Source organism: Flexithrix dorotheae DSM 6795 (assembly GCF_000379765.1).
In the GTDB taxonomy this organism is placed as follows: domain Bacteria; phylum Bacteroidota; class Bacteroidia; order Cytophagales; family Flammeovirgaceae; genus Flexithrix; species Flexithrix dorotheae.
The window spans coordinates 244346-263711 of the sequence record NZ_KB903431.1; the positions used below are offsets into that span (position 1 = coordinate 244346).

Annotated in this window: 12 protein-coding genes; 9 read left to right on the top strand and 3 right to left on the bottom strand. The window is 35.5% G+C overall.

Annotation, left to right across the window (positions count from 1 at the left end; translation table 11 throughout):
- The first annotated feature begins 103 nt into the window (after nt 1–103).
- The 3 genes from A3EM_RS0104875 to A3EM_RS0104885 all read left to right on the top strand — a co-directional run bounded on the left by A3EM_RS0104875 (nt 104) and on the right by A3EM_RS0104885 (nt 2886).
- A complete protein-coding gene (locus A3EM_RS0104875) occupies nt 104–1135 on the top strand; it encodes an LLM class flavin-dependent oxidoreductase (RefSeq protein ID WP_020527055.1) in 1032 nt (343 codons plus the stop codon).
- A 20-nt stretch (nt 1136–1155) separates the two neighbouring features.
- Nucleotides 1156–1845, top strand: a complete 690-nt coding sequence (locus A3EM_RS0104880) for a helix-turn-helix transcriptional regulator (RefSeq protein WP_020527056.1) — start codon at nt 1156–1158, stop codon at nt 1843–1845.
- A 78-nt stretch (nt 1846–1923) separates the two neighbouring features.
- Nucleotides 1924–2886: an alpha/beta fold hydrolase gene (locus tag A3EM_RS0104885; protein WP_020527057.1), complete on the top strand. Its 963-nt coding sequence runs from the start codon at nt 1924–1926 to the stop codon at nt 2884–2886.
- A 460-nt stretch (nt 2887–3346) separates the two neighbouring features.
- On the opposite strand, the gene A3EM_RS0104890 is transcribed toward A3EM_RS0104885, so the two are convergent.
- From A3EM_RS0104890 to A3EM_RS0104900, 3 genes are all read right to left on the bottom strand, one after another.
- Nucleotides 3347–3568 (bottom strand): hypothetical protein, encoded by a 222-nt coding sequence (locus A3EM_RS0104890; RefSeq protein ID WP_020527058.1) that lies wholly within the window; start codon nt 3566–3568, stop codon nt 3347–3349.
- Between the two features lie 261 nt (nt 3569–3829).
- Entirely contained in the window at nt 3830–4510 is a 681-nt protein-coding gene (locus A3EM_RS0104895) for a HupE/UreJ family protein (RefSeq protein ID WP_020527059.1), read from the bottom strand.
- Nucleotides 4510–5601 (bottom strand): DUF4198 domain-containing protein, encoded by a 1092-nt coding sequence (locus A3EM_RS0104900; RefSeq protein WP_211211942.1) that lies wholly within the window; start codon nt 5599–5601, stop codon nt 4510–4512. The genes A3EM_RS0104895 and A3EM_RS0104900 overlap by 1 nt, the downstream gene beginning before the upstream one ends.
- A 628-nt stretch (nt 5602–6229) precedes the next feature.
- Here A3EM_RS0104900 and A3EM_RS45525 point away from each other — a divergent pair.
- The 6 genes from A3EM_RS45525 (at nt 6230) to A3EM_RS0104940 (ending at nt 18354) form a co-directional block, all read left to right on the top strand.
- A complete protein-coding gene (locus A3EM_RS45525; RefSeq protein ID WP_020527062.1) occupies nt 6230–9418 on the top strand; it encodes a BspA family leucine-rich repeat surface protein in 3189 nt (1062 codons plus the stop codon).
- Nucleotides 9419–9554: 136 nt separating this feature from the next.
- The gene (locus A3EM_RS0104915) at nt 9555–10499 is read left to right on the top strand and encodes a Kelch repeat-containing protein (protein ID WP_020527063.1); all 945 of its coding nucleotides are present in this window, start codon (nt 9555–9557) and stop codon (nt 10497–10499) included.
- 52 nt (nt 10500–10551) lie between these two features.
- The gene (locus A3EM_RS45530; RefSeq protein WP_020527064.1) at nt 10552–12948 is read left to right on the top strand and encodes a BspA family leucine-rich repeat surface protein; all 2397 of its coding nucleotides are present in this window, start codon (nt 10552–10554) and stop codon (nt 12946–12948) included.
- A gap of 259 nt (nt 12949–13207) precedes the next feature.
- On the top strand, nt 13208–14404 hold the full coding sequence (locus A3EM_RS0104925; RefSeq protein ID WP_020527065.1) for a redoxin domain-containing protein: 1197 nt from the start codon (nt 13208–13210) through the stop codon (nt 14402–14404).
- 147 nt (nt 14405–14551) lie between these two features.
- Entirely contained in the window at nt 14552–16954 is a 2403-nt protein-coding gene (locus A3EM_RS0104935) for an ABC transporter permease (RefSeq protein WP_020527067.1), read from the top strand.
- Between the two features lie 287 nt (nt 16955–17241).
- Nucleotides 17242–18354: a TlpA family protein disulfide reductase gene (locus A3EM_RS0104940; RefSeq protein ID WP_044237472.1), complete on the top strand. Its 1113-nt coding sequence runs from the start codon at nt 17242–17244 to the stop codon at nt 18352–18354.
- Nucleotides 18355–19366 lie beyond the last annotated feature (1012 nt).

Consider the following 19366-nt stretch of genomic DNA (forward strand, 5'->3'; position numbering starts at 1 on the left):
TTTTGATATGGAATCGAAAAAGAATTTTAGGTGTTAAAGACTTTCAGTTGAGGGAAATAAACTGTAATAAACTATCAATTGGTATTAAAAACTAAATCATAAAATGTCCAACATACAAAAAAACACGCCCTTTTCAATATTAGAACTCGCTTCTGTAGGGGAAGGATCGACTCCGGCAGATGTATTTAAAAAAAGTCTCGATCTGGCACAAAAGGCAGAAGCATTTGGCTATCACCGGTTTTGGTTGGCTGAACATCATAACATGATTAGCATCGCCAGTTCTGCAACTGCTGTTTTAATTGGTTATATAGCTGAAGGTACTCAAAAAATAAAGGTCGGGTCCGGAGGGATCATGTTGCCTAATCACTCTCCATTAATTGTTTCAGAACAGTTTGGTACGCTGGGGTCTTTATATCCTAATCGTATAGATTTGGGGTTGGGAAGAGCTCCGGGAACCGATCAGGTAACAGCGCATGCCATTCGTTCAGACAGAATGACTTCAGTTTACCACTTTCCTGATGAAGTGAGTCAGATCCAACAATATTTCTCAAGAGAAAACCATAGCTCAAAAGTAAGGGCTACCGTGGCTGAAGGGATTCATGTTCCGATCTACATTTTAGGTTCAAGCACCGACAGTGCACATTTAGCTGCAAAAAAAGGATTACCTTATGCATTTGCCAGCCATTTTGCACCTGCCATGTTGTTTGAAGCTCTCAATATCTACTACAATGAGTTTCAGCCTTCCGAATACCTAAAAGAACCCTATACAATTGCCTGTGTCAATGTGATTGCCGCTGATACTGATTATGAAGCTGAGAAAATATCTACCTCACTGGTGAGAATGATGTACGGAGTGCTGACCAATAATATCGATTACATGAAACCGCCCATTGAACCTACACAAGAACTCAGGGAACTGGTGCAAAATCCGGCCTTTCAGCGTATGTTTAAATATGCTTTTGTAGGAAGTAAAGCCACGGTAAAGGAAAAAGTAAAGGATTTTCTGAATACAACTGGTGTAAATGAAATTATGGTAGCTGGGCATATTTATAACCATGATGACAGAATCCGGTCTTTTAAAATTTTCTCTGAGATTATGAATGAATTGAAAGCAGTTGAAAATGCAGTGGGGTAATTCAGCAAACCAATTGAAAAATGGAATATTCCGAAACAAATAGGTTATCCAGATTAACCGCTATTTTAACTAAATTTCAAACCAAGCGCATTGTTACAGCTTCTGAATTAGCTCAAAAATTTCAGGTAAGTAAAAGAACAATTTATCGGGATATTAAAGCGCTGGAAGAAGCTGGTGTCCCTATTTTAACCGTAGAAGGAAAAGGTTATGCACTAATGGAGGGATATAAAATTCCTCCAATAATGTTCACTGAAAAAGAAGCTAATGCCTTAATACTGGCAGAACAGTTGGTGTTGCAAAACAAGGATGAATCCTTTGTAAAGGATTATTCTGAAGCCATTGATAAAATAAAATCAATTCTAAGATATACCCTCAAAGACAAGGCTAATTTACTTGCTGATAGAACTCAATATGACCAAGCTTTTCATCAGGAAAGAAATAGTAACAATTTATCAGATCTGCAAAATGCGCTCACGAACTACAAACTTGTGAGGATACAGTATATTAATAAGGAAGGCAACATAACAGACAGAATGATAGAACCATTCGCCCTAATAAGTGCTGAAAACTGGTATTTGATTGCATGGTGTCGTTTGCGTAAGGAATTTCGGTTTTTTCGGCCGGATAGAATTCAAAGATTAGAGATTCAATCAGAAAATTTTAAACCTCACAATATGACATTACAAGAGTATTTTGATAAATACCAATAATTTTTTTGACCCTTGACACAGGGCTGTCACAGACCCGATTTAGGTTTGCATCAGATTGATTTATAAACAAAAAAAAGAATGGCAAATATGATTAACCCTAAATCTAATCCAGGCGAATTTCCAAAGCCTAATATGATTTCTGTCAATGGTGTAGAACTGGAAGTATTTGAAGCAGGTCAACAAAATGTAGGTAAACCCATTGTGCTCTGTCATGGCTTTCCAGAGCATGCGTTTTCCTGGCGTCATCAGATACCAGCATTTGCAGCTTCAGGCTACCATGTCATTGTTCCCAATCAGCGAGGTTATGGGAACTCCTCTCGTCCAACAGAAGTAAAAGATTATGACATTGAACATTTGACGGGAGATCTGGTGGCCCTTCTGGATCATTACGGATACAAAGATGCCATCTTTGTAGGTCATGATTGGGGGGCTAATGTGGTCTGGAGACTGGCACAATTGCATCCGGAACGTGTAAATAAAGTGATAAATTTGGCTTTGCCTTATCAGGAACGGGGAGAAAAACCCTGGATAGAGTTCATGGAAGATATATTTGGAGGGGACTTCTATTTTGTTCACTTCAACCGACAGCCAGGAGTCGCTGACGCTATATTGGATAAAAATACATTCCGGTTCCTTCGCAATTTGTTCCGCAAAAATGTGCCTCCTGTACCACCTGAACCAGGAATGTTGATGATTAATCTTGCAAAAGCAGCAAAACCACTTGGGGAACCCATCATGAGCGATAGTGAACTAGCTGTTTTCGTTTCTGCATTCGAGGCATCAGGCTTTAGAGGGGGTATTAATTGGTATAGAAACCTTGACCGTAACTGGCACTTATTGGCGGAAGTGAATCCAATTATTCAACAACCCGCACTTATGATTTATGGTGATCGTGACATGATTCCAAAGTTTGAAAGGTTAGCCGAGTTTGTGCCTAATGTGGAAGTAACCAGTCTGGATTGTGGTCATTGGATTCAGCAAGAACTTCCTGAAGAAACTAATCAGGCAATTTTAAAATGGTTGGGGCAACAGAATGTCTAAAAAGGAAATAGAAAGGATTTGTCCAAAAAGCCGAACAGAATGGTGAAAATGGTAAAAAAAAATCATTAGTCAGAACAATCTGTTCGGCTGGTTTATTTTAAGTCAACCACAAAAATTTCTTTAGTTGGATTGAAGCTGTGGATGAAGGCCTTTGCTTTGGTTGGATTTGATCATCCATTTATCCTGGAACTTATATGGTCCTATAAAAATTCATGATTTCGATAAAGTTTTTACAGATGTTAGTAAACGAAATAAGTGAAAAATCAGGAAATAAAATTCTATGTGTAAATACAACCAATATTGAGGCCATGAGAATTTAAGTTATGGGTGGACGAGGAGAAATTATAAAAAACTAGCTAGCCGGTAAATGCTGCGGAAGACAAGAACGTTAATGGCTTTCTGTACTTTTTGAATAATATTTTAAAGCTAGGAAACACCTGCATGCCATATTGCGGAAACATTATATAAAACTATTCTTAAATCCCTTTTCCTTAAGCACTTTTACCACATTCCTGTTGGGAATGATTTGGTGTAAGCGGTCATAATACCTAAAATCCAATTCCTTTTTAGTCTGGTAAAATTCCTGGAAAGAAATATCATCTTTTAGGTATTTAATGGCCAGATCAGAAGTTTCCTGATCCCAATCTTTTTTGATTTTGTCTAATAAATCTGAAGTATGCATAACCATTCATTTTTTGATTGAAAAATATTGTTGGTTATGTAGCCTAAAGGGAATGTATATCAAAAATAGTCATTCCAGCTAAAAAAGGCAATTTGCCTTATGGGATAAATCAAAAAAAATCGAGTCTGTGTAGCTTCTCCGGAATATTCAACAGATAGTTGAGACGAACTGGCTACCAGATACCAATTTGTAGCCAGCCGTTTCATTTTAGGTATTTTGATTCTTTTTAATTTTCAATGTAATATTCTATTTCCCACTTTACTAATGCCCGTGGAAGTAGCCGTATAATTGAAACATAAACAAACCTATCCCAGCTAATACCAGGTACCAGTTTACAGCCTTGTAAAAAGCAGGAAATTGATTGTGTTTTCTTGAAAGCGTAAGGATAAGTACAATTGGAATTAATGCCAGTACCTGACCTGCTTCTACGCCTAAGTTAAAGCACAGAATTTTTGCTAAAAATTGCTCTTGGCCGTTATCAAAAGACTGTAATCGGGTGGAGAGTCCAAAGCCGTGAATTAAACCAAAAATACCTACCATAAGCAGTAAATTAGGTGATTTTACATTCATCTTTTTAAAACCATCCAAATTCTCAATTCCCTTGTACAAAACGCTCAGGGCTATAACCGCATCTACCAGGTGTTCATTTGCCGTAATTGCAGTATAGGTTGCACCAATTAATGTAATGCAATGTCCTATCGTAAATACGGTGATGAACTTCAAAATATCCTTAAAACTGTTTAAATAAAAGACGGCACCAGCCAAAAAAAGCAAGTGATCGTAGCCAGTGAGCATGTGTGTAGCACCTACCTGAATGTAAGCCCACAAACCTCCGTTGCGTAAGAGCTCCTGATCGGCACTGGTGACATCATGTGCTACCCCTAAAAGCGGGACAAATAGTAATAGCAGGGAAAGTCCCTGCTTCAGGTTTATATACTTCATCAATTCTTTTTTCTAAAGACCAGGAATAACACCCCAATAATCAGCAAGCTACCCAAAATAAAACCCCAGGTAGGAATGCCATCCTCATGATGATGCTCTTCATGCGTATGCGTACTGCTATCATGTTTGTGGGTTATCTCAAATGTCAAAGTCGCCCATTTAGACTGATGAGTTAATTCATCGCTATCGGTAACATTAATCATGTGAATGGTTCGTAGGTAGTAGATTCCGTCTTCTGGCAAATCTACCATAACCATTCCCTGGGCATTGGTACGTAATTGTTGCCCGCTGGTATGTGTATGCGCTTCCTGTGGCTCGTGAGTATGGTCGTGTTCCTCGTCATCATGTGGATGTTCGTGAGAATGTGCTTCACCACCGTGTTCGTGTTTATGGCTGTGATCGTTGTGTGTATGCGCGTGCGCACTTTTGATGTAATCCGCAAATACGAGTTGGTTGGGAAGCGGCTTACCATCTGACAACAGCTGTACTTCTAACTTTTCGCCACTATATTTTTCGTAAGGATTTGTTTGAGGAACAAACTCAATTGGATAACTGAAGACGGTATTCCAGTCATTAGTTTTGGTATCTCCAACCTGATAAATGACCTTTACGTGTTTTTGATAACTCTCTACAGCATCTTGATCCAATAAGTTATGATTGGTGCGGTATTCGAGCATATCCAAAACACCATCGTGTTCGAGGTAGCTATTGAATTCCTCGGCAGCAAGTGCTATGTTTCTGGCTTTAGTAGAAACCCCTGCCACATAAGTTCCCGCTTCACCCGCATTGAAGGTCAATTGTGTAATCGTGCTGTCCTGGTCCTGCCATTGATTCGGATTGATGGCTTCTCTTTTTCCATGAGCGAGAATAGAAGCATCTAACATGCGATCGCGGGTGATAATATTTTCGCTATTCTCAAAAGTACCGTTGTACAGGCTTAAAGTTACTTCCTGATTAGGCTGTAAGAAATAGGTTTCCATCTTCAGGTACAGATCGTGACTGCATAGGAACATGAAGGCTAATAGCATGAAAAAGGGCTTGCAAAATTTGTTTTTAAATTCTTTGGAAATTACGCTTGTGTTTAATTTCATTTTTTGTTGTTGATAGTTTATTATATTTGTTTTCTTATTATACTTAACGATTATTATACACTATATGAAATTTATTTTCCATATATAACCTGGTTATTTTGCTTAAAGGTAAACAGAAAATTATTTTTTAGTGAAATAGTATTGAAATAAGTAACCTGGGGCAAAGTTACAGCAGAAATCATCAACAAACATGGTGGTTGACTTTATCCGGCCTGAAAAGTAGTAGTTACAAATCAATGGTGGGCTTTTGAGTTTGAAATCAAAGGGCTTGGTAGGGTGGGAGGTTGTTTTGGTTTTGGGGAATTAGGAATAGTAGAGTTTTGAATGGGAAAACCTTAGAATATTTATCTACAACTTACATGGGCTGATTAATCATGTGTTTAACAAGTTATACAATGCAGGTGGTTTGTAGTGAGTTAGGCTGATTTAAAATACTTAATTCTTACACTAGTAAGTAACCAGTTTTTTTTAATAACCTTCCAGAAATCACATTTTTATTTTTCTTGCTTTTTTGAAGATTTAGATTTGTAAATTATCTTTCCGCCCCAGTAAATTTAATGTAATTAATTAATCTGGCGAATATTATTACATATCCTAAATCGAAACCAGCTAAAGTTTAATACACATCATGAAACCATATGAAACCATTGCCAAGGTCATTGGCCTAAAAATATTTTTTCTATTATTAATTACTGCAGGGGCCAAAGGGCAGGATGCTTTTATTACCAAATGGGATACACAAAAAGGAGATAGCCTTTCTCAAATAACGATTCCTATAAATGGGAAATATTCTTATGACTATAATATTGATTGGGGAGATGGGAAAAATGACAATAATGTACAAGACAGTATCACCCATACTTATGATACTCCAGGAATTTATACGGTTCAAATATCAGGGACCTTTCCTCAAATTTATTTTACTGTTTCTTCAGCTTCAAATGCGAAGAAATTAATAGATATTGAACAGTGGGGGGATATTCAATGGCTTTCTATGTATGCAGCATTTTTTAATTGTGAAAACTTGAAAATGTCAGCTATAGATGTCCCGAATTTATCTAATGTAACAGAAATGGCTTCTATGTTTTATGGAGCAAGCGCTTTTAATGGAGATATTGGGCATTGGGATGTGAGTCAGGTACTTAATATGAGTTTAATGTTTTATAAGGCAAGTTCATTTAATCAAAATATTGGAAATTGGGATGTGAGTAAGGTGATAAGTATGTCGGCTATGTTTTCAGAAGCAACCTCTTTTAATCAGGAAATAGGGAGCTGGGATGTGAGTAATGTGGAAAATATGCATTATATGTTCTTTAATGCAGTAGTTTTCAACCAAGATATTGGCAATTGGAATGTTGGTAAAGTGACTAATATGGCATATATGTTTACTGGTACAAGCTTTAACCAATATATAGGAGAATGGGATGTCAGTAATGTTTCTAGTATGTCGAATATGTTTTCAGATGCAAGTTCCTTTAATCAGGATATAGGGGGTTGGGATGTTAGTAATGTAGAGTCAATGGAATCCATGTTCTATAATGCAGAAGCTTTTAACCAAGATATTGGTAACTGGAATGTGGGAAAAGTGAGTGATATGTCAAAAATGTTTGCAAGAACTAACTTTAATCAGGATATAGGGGATTGGGATGTGAGTAATGTTACAGGCATGTCAAATATGTTTGGAAATGCTATTAGCTTTAATCAGGATATAGGGGATTGGAATGTAAGTAAAGTTGAAGATATGTCCTTCATGTTTTATTATGCCTATGCTTTCAATCAGGACATAGGAAATTGGGATGTAAGTAAGGTTACAAATATGGAATACATGTTTTCTGGTATTGGAAAAAATTCATTTAATCAGGACATAGGAAATTGGGATGTGAGTAATGTTACAGATATGTCATCTATGTTCTTAGGAACGATCTTTAACCAGGACATAGGGAATTGGAATGTAGGCCAGGTTAAAGATATGTCTTCTATGTTTGCATGGTCTGTTTTCAATCAGGATATAGGGAATTGGGATGTTAGTAATGTTACAGACTTTTCTTATATGTTCTCGAAAGACACCGTATTTAGTCAGGACATTGGTAATTGGGTGGTAAGCAATGGCAAGGATATGTCATCCATGTTTTTTGATGCTAAAGTATTTAATCAGGATATTGGCAGCTGGGATGTAAGTAAGGTTACAAATATGAAATATATGTTTTATGGAACTAGTGAATTTAACCAAAATATAGGTAACTGGAATGTGAGTAAAGTCACCAATATGGAATATATGTTTTATGAAGCTATTGCCTTTAATCAGGAAATTAATAATTGGGATGTAAGCCAGGTTGAAAATATGAAATCTATGTTTCTTGGATCAAATTCATTTAATCAGGAAATTGGAAATTGGGATGTGGGAAATGTTACAAATATGTCTTTTATGTTTTATGAAGCAAGGGCTTTTAACCAAGATGTGGGAAATTGGGATGTGAGTAATGTTTCAAATATGGATTATATGTTTTATGAAGCAAGTGCTTTTAATCAGGATATAGGAAATTGGGATGTGAGAAATGTTTCAAATATGTCCCACCTATTTTATAAAGCAAGTGCATTTGACCAAAACATAGGAAATTGGAAGTTATTTAGCATTGAAGAAAAATTGTTTCAAATGCTTTCTTACGCAGGGTTTTCTTATGAAAACTATGACTCTACCCTTATTGGATGGGCTTCTGATCCTATGACTCCAAAAAATATTGCTTTAGATGCCTATGAGTGTGATTACCTAGATGTTATGCATGGAAGAGAAAAACTAATTAATGAATTTAATTGGACGATATCTGGAGATAGGCCTATTCATTTTGTAACGTTTATAGATTTTGATGAGGAAATTTTAAAATACGATACAGTTTCTTTTGGGGGAGCTGCCATTGCTCCAGAGGATCCTGAACGTGATGATTATACTTTTAATGGTTGGAATGCGGTATTTGACAGTGTAACAAGTGATCTAACTGTTAAAGCCAAGTATTTAAAAAATTTCATCACTTATACATTCCTTGATTATGATGGAACTATAATACAAACCCAAACATTAAAGAATGGGCAATATCCAATTGATATTCCTGAAGATCCTGAAAGGGAAGGATATACCTTCTATCGCTGGGATACTAAATTCGAGAATCAGGATGTATTTTATACTGCTAAATATTTTATCAATAATTATATAGTAAATTTTCTTGATTATGATGGTACAATTCTAAAAGTTGATACAGTTGCTTTTGAGAATGCCGCTATTGCCCCTATAGATCCGGAGAGGGAAGGATATACATTTGATGGTTGGGACACGGATTTCGATAGTGTAACAGAAGATTTAATTATTACTGCTCAGTATAGTATCAATAGGTATATTGTTAATTTCCTGGATTATGATGGTGCAATTTTAAAGCATGATACTGTATTTTTTGGAAGCGCAGTCAATGCCCCTACAGATCCGGAGAGGGAAGGATATACATTTGATGGTTGGGATACGGATTTTGATAGTGTAACTCAGGACTTAACCATTAGAGCCCAATATTCTCAGGTAACCGGTATTTTTGACTTGATCACTAAAGAATTAAAAATCTACCCAAATCCAACTGCCCAATATCTACATATTGATTCCCATGGTTCTGTAATAAAAGAATTGGATATCAAAATAATTGACAATTTTGGAAATTCAGTTTACCAGAAAACCTATACCTCATCTGAAAATATTAGGATAAATGTAGGGCATTTCCCTACCGGAGTTTATCTGATATATATAAATGGAAAGGTATTTAAAATAGTCAAACAATAATTGGACTCAGTTTGGAGGATAATAAGATTCGGATGCATCTAAAATCATTAAAGTCGCTATATCTTTTAAAAATTCTTGAGCCTTATTTATTAACACAAAGTTTAAATTTATTTTCTAAAATTTTAAAGATGGTTAAATGATAAATTATTCCTTAAAATTATTAATTATACTCTCCTTTGTTATCGGAGGTTGTACTAATGGGGAAGATATCCCTGAAATTTCCAAACCAACCTGGCAAAGAAAATCTAATTTTCCGGGAGGGGAAAGAATTCGTATGTTTTCCTTTTCTTTAAATGGAAAAGGATATGTGGGTAGTGGATTGACCTATGATGAAAATGGTGATGTTAATACCGATTTATACGATTTTTGGGAATACAATCCAGAAATTGAAGCATGGACTCAAAAGAATGATTTACCTGAAAGTATTTGGTCTGGTCAATTAGGAATCAGCGGGGCAAATAAAGCTTTTGTGATAAATTATGGGAAAATTTGGGAATATAATCAATCTGCCGATTCATGGACTTTTGTGACATCATTACCACTATCACGCTTTTCTTGTGTAGGTGCTGTTATTGGAGAAAAAATTTATGTGGGGACAGGGAATGGTAATAATAGTCATTTAAATGATTGGTGGGAATATGATATTGAATTGGATAAATGGACAGAAAAGGCTCCGGTTCCATCTGAAGGAAGAAACCAGGCAATTGCTCATGCAATAAACGGTAAAATTTATTTAGGCTTTGGAATCAATGAGAAAGCACAACTTTATGATGATTTTTATGAATACGATCCTATCTCGGACAGTTGGACGGAATTATCAAAACCAAAAGGAATATATAATGGTAGAACTTTATCTTTTGTTTTAGATCAGAAGGTTTACTTAGCTTTTCCAGAAGTTGGTAACTTACATCCTGGAAGTATGGCAGTTTATGATATTTCAAATAATTCCTGGACAACCACCAAGACTTTTCCATCAGGTGATATTTTTGATACATCGACATTCACAATAGAAGACATTGCCTATGTTATTGGAGGTACTTATAGTGAATTTAGTGCTCAAGTATGGTCATTTTCAGACTAGTATTTAATATCACAAATATGCAATCCAAACCAGCTAAAGTTTAATACACATCATGAAATCATATGAAACAATTGCCAAGGTCATTGGCCTAAAAATATTTTTTCTATTATTAATTACTGCAGGGGCCAAAGGGCAGGATGCTTTTATTACCAAATGGGATACACAAAAAGGTGATAGCATCTCCCAAATAACGATTCCTATAAATGGGAAATATTCCTATGACTTTAATATTGATTGGGGAGATGGGAAAAATGACAATAATGTAAAAGACAGTATCACCCATACTTATGATGCTCCAGGAATTTATACGGTTCAAATATCAGGGACCTTTCCTCAAATTTATTTTATGGTTTCTTCAGCTTCAAATGCGAAGAAATTAATAGATATAAAGCAGTGGGGGGATATTCAATGGAATTCGATGAATAATGCATTTTATAATTGTGAAAATTTGGACATGACAGCAACCGATATACCAGATTTTACTTATGTTTCAGACTTAAGTGGTATGTTTAATGGGGCTAGTTCCTTTAATGGAGAAATAGGAGATTGGGATGTGAGTAAGGTATTAAATATGAGATCAATGTTTTCACATGCAAGTTCATTTAATCAAAATATTGAGAATTGGGATGTGAGTCAGGTACTAAATATGGGATCAATGTTTTATAAGGCTAGTTCCTTTAATGGAGCTATTGGGAATTGGGATGTGAGTAAGGTGATAAGAATGTCGGCTATGTTTTCAGAAGCAACCTCTTTTAATCAGGAAATAGGGAGCTGGGATGTGAGCAATGTGGAAAGTATGTATTATATGTTCTTTAATGCAGCAGTTTTCAACCAAGATATTGGCAATTGGAATGTTGGTAAAGTGACTAATATGGCATATATGTTTTATAAGGCAAGTTCATTTAATCAAGATATCGGAAATTGGGATGTGAGTAATGTGACTGATATGTCTTCTATGTTTTCAGGAGCAAGTTCATTTAATGGAGATATTGAGAATTGGGATGTTAGCAATGTAGAGTTAATGGATTATATGTTCTTTAAGGCCGAAGCTTTTAACCAAGAAATAGGTAACTGGAATGTGAGTAAAGTACCTAATATGGAATATATGTTTTCAAGAGCAAGCTCATTTAATGGGGATATTAGGAATTGGGATGTGAGTCAGGTGATTAATATGGCAGGTATGTTTTATGTGGCCAGCTCTTTTAATCAAAATATAGGAAACTGGGATGTAAGCAACGTAACTGATATGTCGCTAATGTTTTCAGGTTCTGGTTTTAATCAAAATATTGGCAGTTGGAATGTGACCAAAGTAACTGATATGTCTGAAATGTTCCTAAATTCCTCTAGCTTTAATCAGGATATTGGAGGGTGGGATGTGAGTAATGTTGAAAATATGTCTGGGATGTTTTATGTCGCCAAATCATTTAATCAGGATATAAGTGAATGGGATGTGAGTAAGGTAACTGATATGTCATTTATGTTTGCTGGGTTAGAAAAAAGTCCATTTAATCAAGATATAGGCGATTGGGATGTTGGAAATGTTCGAAATATGTCTTCTATGTTTGCAGGGGCTGTTTTCAATCAGGATATAGGGAATTGGGATGTTGGAAATGTTGGTGATATGTCTTGGATGTTTTCAGGATCTATATTTAATCAGGAAATAGGCACCTGGAACGTCAGTAATGTTGTAGATTTTTCATTTATGTTTAAAGATGACACATTATTTAATCAAGATATCGGAAATTGGGATGTCAGTGGGGGCACAAATATGAAAAACATGTTTTTTGGAACTGATGAATTTAACCAAAATATAGGGAACTGGGATGTTGGTAATGTCACCAATATGGAATATATGTTTAATGAGGCTATTGCCTTTAATCAGGAAATTAATAAGTGGGATGTTAGTCAGGTTGAAAATATGAGATTTATGTTTTACGGTGCTACTGCTTTTAATCAGGATATAGGAAGTTGGGATATTAAAAATGTAACAAATATGGATGAAATGTTATCCCTTTGCGGTATGAACACCCAAAATTATGATGCTACGCTAATTGGATGGGCATCAAATTCTATTATACCCAATAACATAGCTTTAGATGCCGATGGACGTACCTATTATGAGGCAAAGGAAGAGCGAAATAGTCTTATAGAAAATTATGGATGGGTTATTAAAGGAGATGAAGAACTTGATCAGTTAACCGGTATTTTTGACCTGATTACCAAAGAGTTAAAAATCTACCCAAATCCAACTGCTCAATATCTACATATAGATTTCTATGGGTCTGCAATAAAAGGATTGGATATCAAAATAATGGACAATTTTGGGCAATCAGTTTACCAGAAAACCTATACCCCATCTGAAAATATTAGAATAAATGTAGGGCATTTCCCTACCGGAGTTTATCTGGTACATGTAAACGAAAAAGTATTTAAAATTGTAAAACAATAATTGGATTTCGTTTGGAGGATTTTGAGGTCATTAATTTATTTGGAGAAATCATTAAGAATTCTTTATGTTTGTTACAAGAAGAATTCAACTCATGGAATTTTTTTTCCTTTTAATTAATATTGTATAACCTAACCGTGAGGTAAAATAAGTTATAATATTGGTTTTATTGAAAAAATAAGTTTAAAATTTTGTTTTTACTATTGATGTTACTAAAAAAGGGAATAGAATATTCTTTAGATCCTTTTTTTTTAATCATCCCTTGAAAACCCTAACCTTAATATTCCTTATCGTTTTACCACTAAACCTTCTGGCACAAAGCAGCTCTCTTCTTGGAAAGAAAATTCAGGAGTTAGAATTCAAATCTGTGCTTAATTATGCTGATACTTCAGCCAAACTTTCTGATTTTAATTCGAAGGTAGTACTTCTTGATTTTTGGGCTACATGGTGTAGTCCGTGTATAACTTCAATGGCTCACCTGGAGGATTTGCAAACTCAATTCAAAGATGATTTGCTGGTGATGACTGTTACTGATGAGGATAAAGCCCGTATTCAGAAATTTCTATCGAAAAGAAAAACTCAGTTACCCATAACCATAGATACAGAAAGAAAACTGAATAATCTTTTTCCACACAGGACGATTCCACATACTGTAGTAATTGACAAGGATGGAATTGTAAAAGTGGTCAGTAGTCCTAAAGAAGTCAGTTCGGAAGTGATCGAAAAGATTATAAAAGGGGAGGAGGTAACTTTGCCTGAGAAAAAGGATATTCTGAAATTCGATTATTCCAAACCACTTGCCCTGGATGATGAATTTAGTATATACCATGCAATAACACCTTATAAACAAGGGGTAGCTGGTATGTCAAATGTAACAGGAGGGAATGGGGAGTTTAAAAACCGGAGAATTTTGGCAACTAATGTTCCACCTACCAAACTTTTTGAAATTGCTTACCAATGGCATTCCACTATCAGAATGGAATTTGAAGTGAAAAATGCAGAAAAGCTAGAATGGAATAAGCATAATGCAGTCTGTTTTGATTTGATAGTGCCTGAAAGTTTGAGCGAACAAAAATTTGAGATTATGCAGAAACAGCTGGATATTGCATTCCCATATAAAGCTTCAATAGAAAAAAGAGAAAAAGTGGTTAAGGTATTGAAGGTGATTGAAGGCAGAAGGTTCGATTTGCCAGATACTGAGTTAACCGAACAGTCAGGTAGCGAAGATGGTCAGGGACTTTTCATGAAAAATGCGCAGATAAAATTGGTAACGTCATTTTTGGAAAGACAACTGCGAATCCCGGTAGTTGATGAAACTGGATTATCCGGAAATTATAATTTTGAAATACCCTGGTACAATGAAGCCCCCGAACAAATCCATGAGGAATTAGAAAAGCTAGGATTAGAACTATTAGATGCCCAGCGGGAGATTAAGGTTTTTGTGATTTCGGATAAATAGTGGGGATATTTTTTGGGCTTTGGATAAATCCAAATGATTTCCCCACCTCTAAAGATCACTTTACTGCAATAATCATTGGTTTGGCTGCAAAAGGATAGGATAAATCCTGGGAAATGATTTGTTTGGAGGAAATTTAATTGAGATTCAATGTTAAAGAATTATTTTATAGTTTCCTGGAGAAATCTTTGGCGCAGTAAACTTTTTAGCTTCATCAATATTACCGGACTTTCTTTGGGGATAGCGGGAAGTTTATTAATCGCCCTGCATGTTTGGGATGAGCTCCATTTCGACCAGTTTCATGAAAAGAAGGAGGCCATTTTTCAGGTTGGAACAATGTACAAAGGGAAAAGTTACTCCAGAACTTCCCCTCCTTTGGCTGGTTTTATTAGGAGTAATTTTCCAGAAGTGAAAAATGTTGTTCGGTACTATAAAAAAGATTGTGTAGTCAAAATTCCGGGACTGATTAATGATCCCTTTAATGAATCGGTATATTTTGCTGATCCGGGATTTTTTGAACTTTTTAGTTTTCCATTCGTTTCAGGAAATGCTCAAAAGGCTTTAAACAATCCTTATGAAATCATCATTACCGAAAAGTATGCAAACAAATATTTTGGGGAGGAAGAAGCATTAGGAAAAGTGATTACTGTTAAGTCTGAAGGTTGGGATAAATCCCATGATTTCACCATAACGGGAATAGTTGCAGATATACCTGGGAATTCAAGTCTTCAATTTGAATTATTATTATCCTTGAGCTTTCTGGAAAAAATCGATAGGACATTTGAGCCAGGGGAAAAGTGGTTTACCCTCGGTCCAAATACATTTATGGAATCTGAAGATAATGTAAACCTGAAGGAGTTTGCCATTAAACTGGAAGCTTTAGTTAATGAAAACTTATCCCAAAACAGCAAAATTAAGAGATCCTATAAAATCGAACCATTCACTGACTTGCATTTTTCCGATACGCATCAAAAATATTTTAAGACCAGTAATATCCAATATTTGTTTATTTTGGGTGCTTTGGGGCTGATTATCCTGATTGTAGCCTGTATTAACTTTACTACTCTTTCCATTAGTAAATCATCAGTGAGAGCAAAAGAAGTTGGTGTGCGAAAGACAATGGGAGCTCAAAAAGTGCAATTAATTATTCAATTCCTGGGAGAATCATTTATAATGACATTTTTAGCTGCAATTATTGGTCTGATTTTCCTGAGTATGGCCCTTCCAGTTTTTAATGACCTCGTAGGAAAACAGTTGTACATTTCTGCAATTTTTCAGAAATCCTTATCTATTTGGTTAGGGTTGATTTTATTTGTGACAGCAATTTTGTCAGGCGGTTATCCGGCTTTGATTATATCCAATTATAAGCCAGATATAAATCTACGGGGCAGGTTTAAAGCGTTAGGCAAAAATCAATTAATCAGTATTTTAGCTACTCTTCAGTTTATAGTTTCGGCTATTCTGATCACCTCCACCCTGATAATGAATGCCCAATTACAACAGGTATTCCAAAAAAAATTAGGGTTTGATGAAAATCTGGTGATTAGGATAAGTGTGCCTTTTTCGGAAGGGGAAAAATTGCTTCAACTATACCAGAATCAACTTGCAAATGAACCGGAGGTAAAATCTGTATCAGGAACCTGGGAGCATTTTTCAGGTGAAACTGGAGTATCTTTCAACGATTTTGAATTTTTGATAGATGGACAATCCATAAGAGGAAAAACGATGACAGTGGCTCCAAACTTTATAGAAACCTTGCGAATCCCCATTGTCGCAGGAAGACATACCCTAATACCCCTTAATGGAGGTGAAAAACCTATGGGAATTATTGTAAATGAAAAGTTCATAAAAGAATTTGGTTTAACAGATGCTATCGGCAAAACGGTTGAATGTCCCCAGGGAAGTGTGCTTTTAGGACATTTTGAAAAGGCAACCATTGTTGGTGTTGTAAAAGATTTTAATTATCAATCACTTTATAAGGAAATAGAGCCGTTAGTCCTCCAAGCCGGACAGGTTTATTCCAATTTATATGTGCGAATCAATGCTGAGAAAATTCCGGAGGGATTGGAATTGCTTCAGGATAATTGGAAAGAAATAGCTCCTGACCTCCCTTTTGATTATAACTTTTTAGATGAGGATATTCAAAACCAATATCAAGCCGATTTAAAATGGCTTAAGATCGGTTTTTATGCATCAGTGGTGGCTATAATCATCGCCTGTCTTGGTTTATTTGGACTGGCTACCTATACCAGCAACCAGCGGGTGAAGGAAATAGGTATCAGGAAAATTCTGGGTGCCTCTATTTCCAGTATTTTAATACTTCTTTCAAAAACGTACTTAAAGTTAGTCTTGGTAGCTATTGTAATTGCGATTCCCATCTCCAATTATTTTATCATAGAGTGGCTAAATTCTTTTGCTTACAAAATAGAGGTGAAATGGTGGCATTTTGCTCTTTCTGGTGGAATAATCATTTGCATTGCCCTGTTCACCGTGAGCGGGCAGAGCCTAAAAGCTTCCTCGACTAATCCGGTGGATAATTTGCGAAATGAGTAGTTGAGTTGAAGAATTTGGAAACCATAAAAAAACGTGGGGTAATTTTATTAAAAATTAATTTTCATAAAAAATCAGCCAAAACATAAATAATTTAATAACAAATATAATTATTTAAATTCTACAAAAATGATGATTACTTTCCTTATTTTAAGTTATAATCAATTTCGTGGAATTATTTGGACATAGATGCATATTGGCCCATATTGCAAAAACACGGAAAAAGTCGTTTAGGGCGACTAAAATCACTTATTAAATAGTAATAACAGCTAAGACCAACTTCTAAAGAAATGAAAATTAATATTCTCATAATCCTCTTATTCTTTTCTCTAGTTATTTCTTGCAGTAAGAAAAAACCTTCTATGGATGAATCTAATGGTAACACTTTCACACTTGAAGCCAATATTGCTGGTGTATCAGATAGTACTTTATTCATCATTAAGGACTCAAGGACAAAAAATGTTTTAGACAGCTCCTATTCGATCAATGGACAAATCTATTTAAATAGTCATTTAGAACAGGGACACCCCAAAAAATTGCTTCTTATGGCCTCTGATGCTGTCAGTAAAGAATTTCTCTATACTATTTTATTTGCGGGAAATGAACTAATAAAGTTTAATTGTGATAAGAAAGACTTTCCATGGAATATAGACATGTCTGGATCATTACATCAGGATGCCGCAGAGAAGTTTAATCAAGTAGAATACCAAAGGCAGATAATAACTTCTGCTTTAAAGAGTAACCCAAATTCAGAAGAAGACTTATCTCAAAAAATTAACCATGCTTCGGATTCTTTAAATAACATCATTGTCAAATTAATTTTAGAACATCCCAATAGCTATGCAGCTATCGACTTTTTCAAATATCACAAGAAAAAATTTTCCACTGAGGAATTAGCAGCGCTATATAGCAGACTAGATTCAGAATTTAGAGAAACTGTAGAGGGAAAAGCAATAAAATTGCAAAGTGAATATCCAAATCCAAAAGTTGGTGATAAATATTATGATTACAGTGCCATTGACCAAAATGGTGATCGTTTAGCGTTATCGGATATTGAAGAAAAATACATTCTACTGCATTTTTCTTCTTCTGCCTGTTTTGGTAGCCAAATGTCCTTACCTGAATTAAAACGATTATATGCGTTGCATGAAAATAAACTAGAAGTTGTTTCTATTTCAGAAGATGTAGCCAAAGAACAATGGCAAAATACAGTTTTAAGAGACTCCATTCCCTGGAAATACTTATGGGATGGGAAAGGAGAGTTTGGGGATGCTGTTGTAAAATATTGGGCTGTTGGCACTCCAAACTATGTTTTAATATCTCCTGGTGAAGAAATACTTGAAAAATGGTTTGGCTATACGGAAGGGGTATTACAGGAAAAACTACAGATACACTTGAACTAATCAATACCGCAAAAAGCCATGTCAACTAGGAAATTGGGTTGGTAGTAACAAATGGGAGTATGTCGGGTAAGGAGACATCCTTACCGGAAATTTCAAAAAACGAGAAATAAATTATTGCTAAGCATAACAGACAATTTAAAATGATGAAAAAGTTTTTATTTGTTGCCTTCTTTTTAAAATCAATTTTAGCTTTTGGGCAAGTAGTTAATATTCCAATGGAACAATTTTATTGGGAACATGACTCAACAAAGGTTGAATTTATTACTCATCGGTCAACGACTGCCACGAGAGGAATTGATGGGGCCTACTATGAACTCTTTTTGAAGGACCATATATTCACTAATGGTTCCATAGAATTTGATGTAGAATTGACAGGCCAAGGATTTCCTGGTATTAACTTTAGAATGTCTGAGGATAGAAAAAAGGGTGAAAACTTCTACATACGTTCATTTGGGAAAGTTACACCAGAGATGAGAACAACCCTTCAATATTCGGCTATCATTGATGGCATGAGCCTTTGGGATATAACNGACGAATATCAGGCAGGAGCAAATATTAATCAGGAAGGCTGGAATCATATAAAATTAGTAATAAATGGCAAGCAACTAAGAGCATATGTAAATGATATGGAAAGGGCTGCTTTGATTGTTCCAGAATTAGAATCCTGGCGAGAATCAGGCGGGATATCCCTGGGTGGTAATGTGATTTTTGCCAATTTTGAGATTAATCCAGATGCAACCGAAGGATTACACCCGGAATCAGCTCTAACTCCCACTAAGAATGATACCCGATACCTTAGAAAATGGAACGTAACTGAAGCAAAAGACTTTCCTTTTGGACAAGATTTAAAAATCCCTTATCCGAGTATGTATGGGAATATTGTAGACTCTGATTTACCTGATAGCACCACAATTTGGAAACCAATCAAAGCTGAAAACAGAGAAATGGTAAACCTGAGCAGAGAGTTTGGTTTAGCTAAAGAAAACGATGGGNGGAGATTAGCATGGCTTAA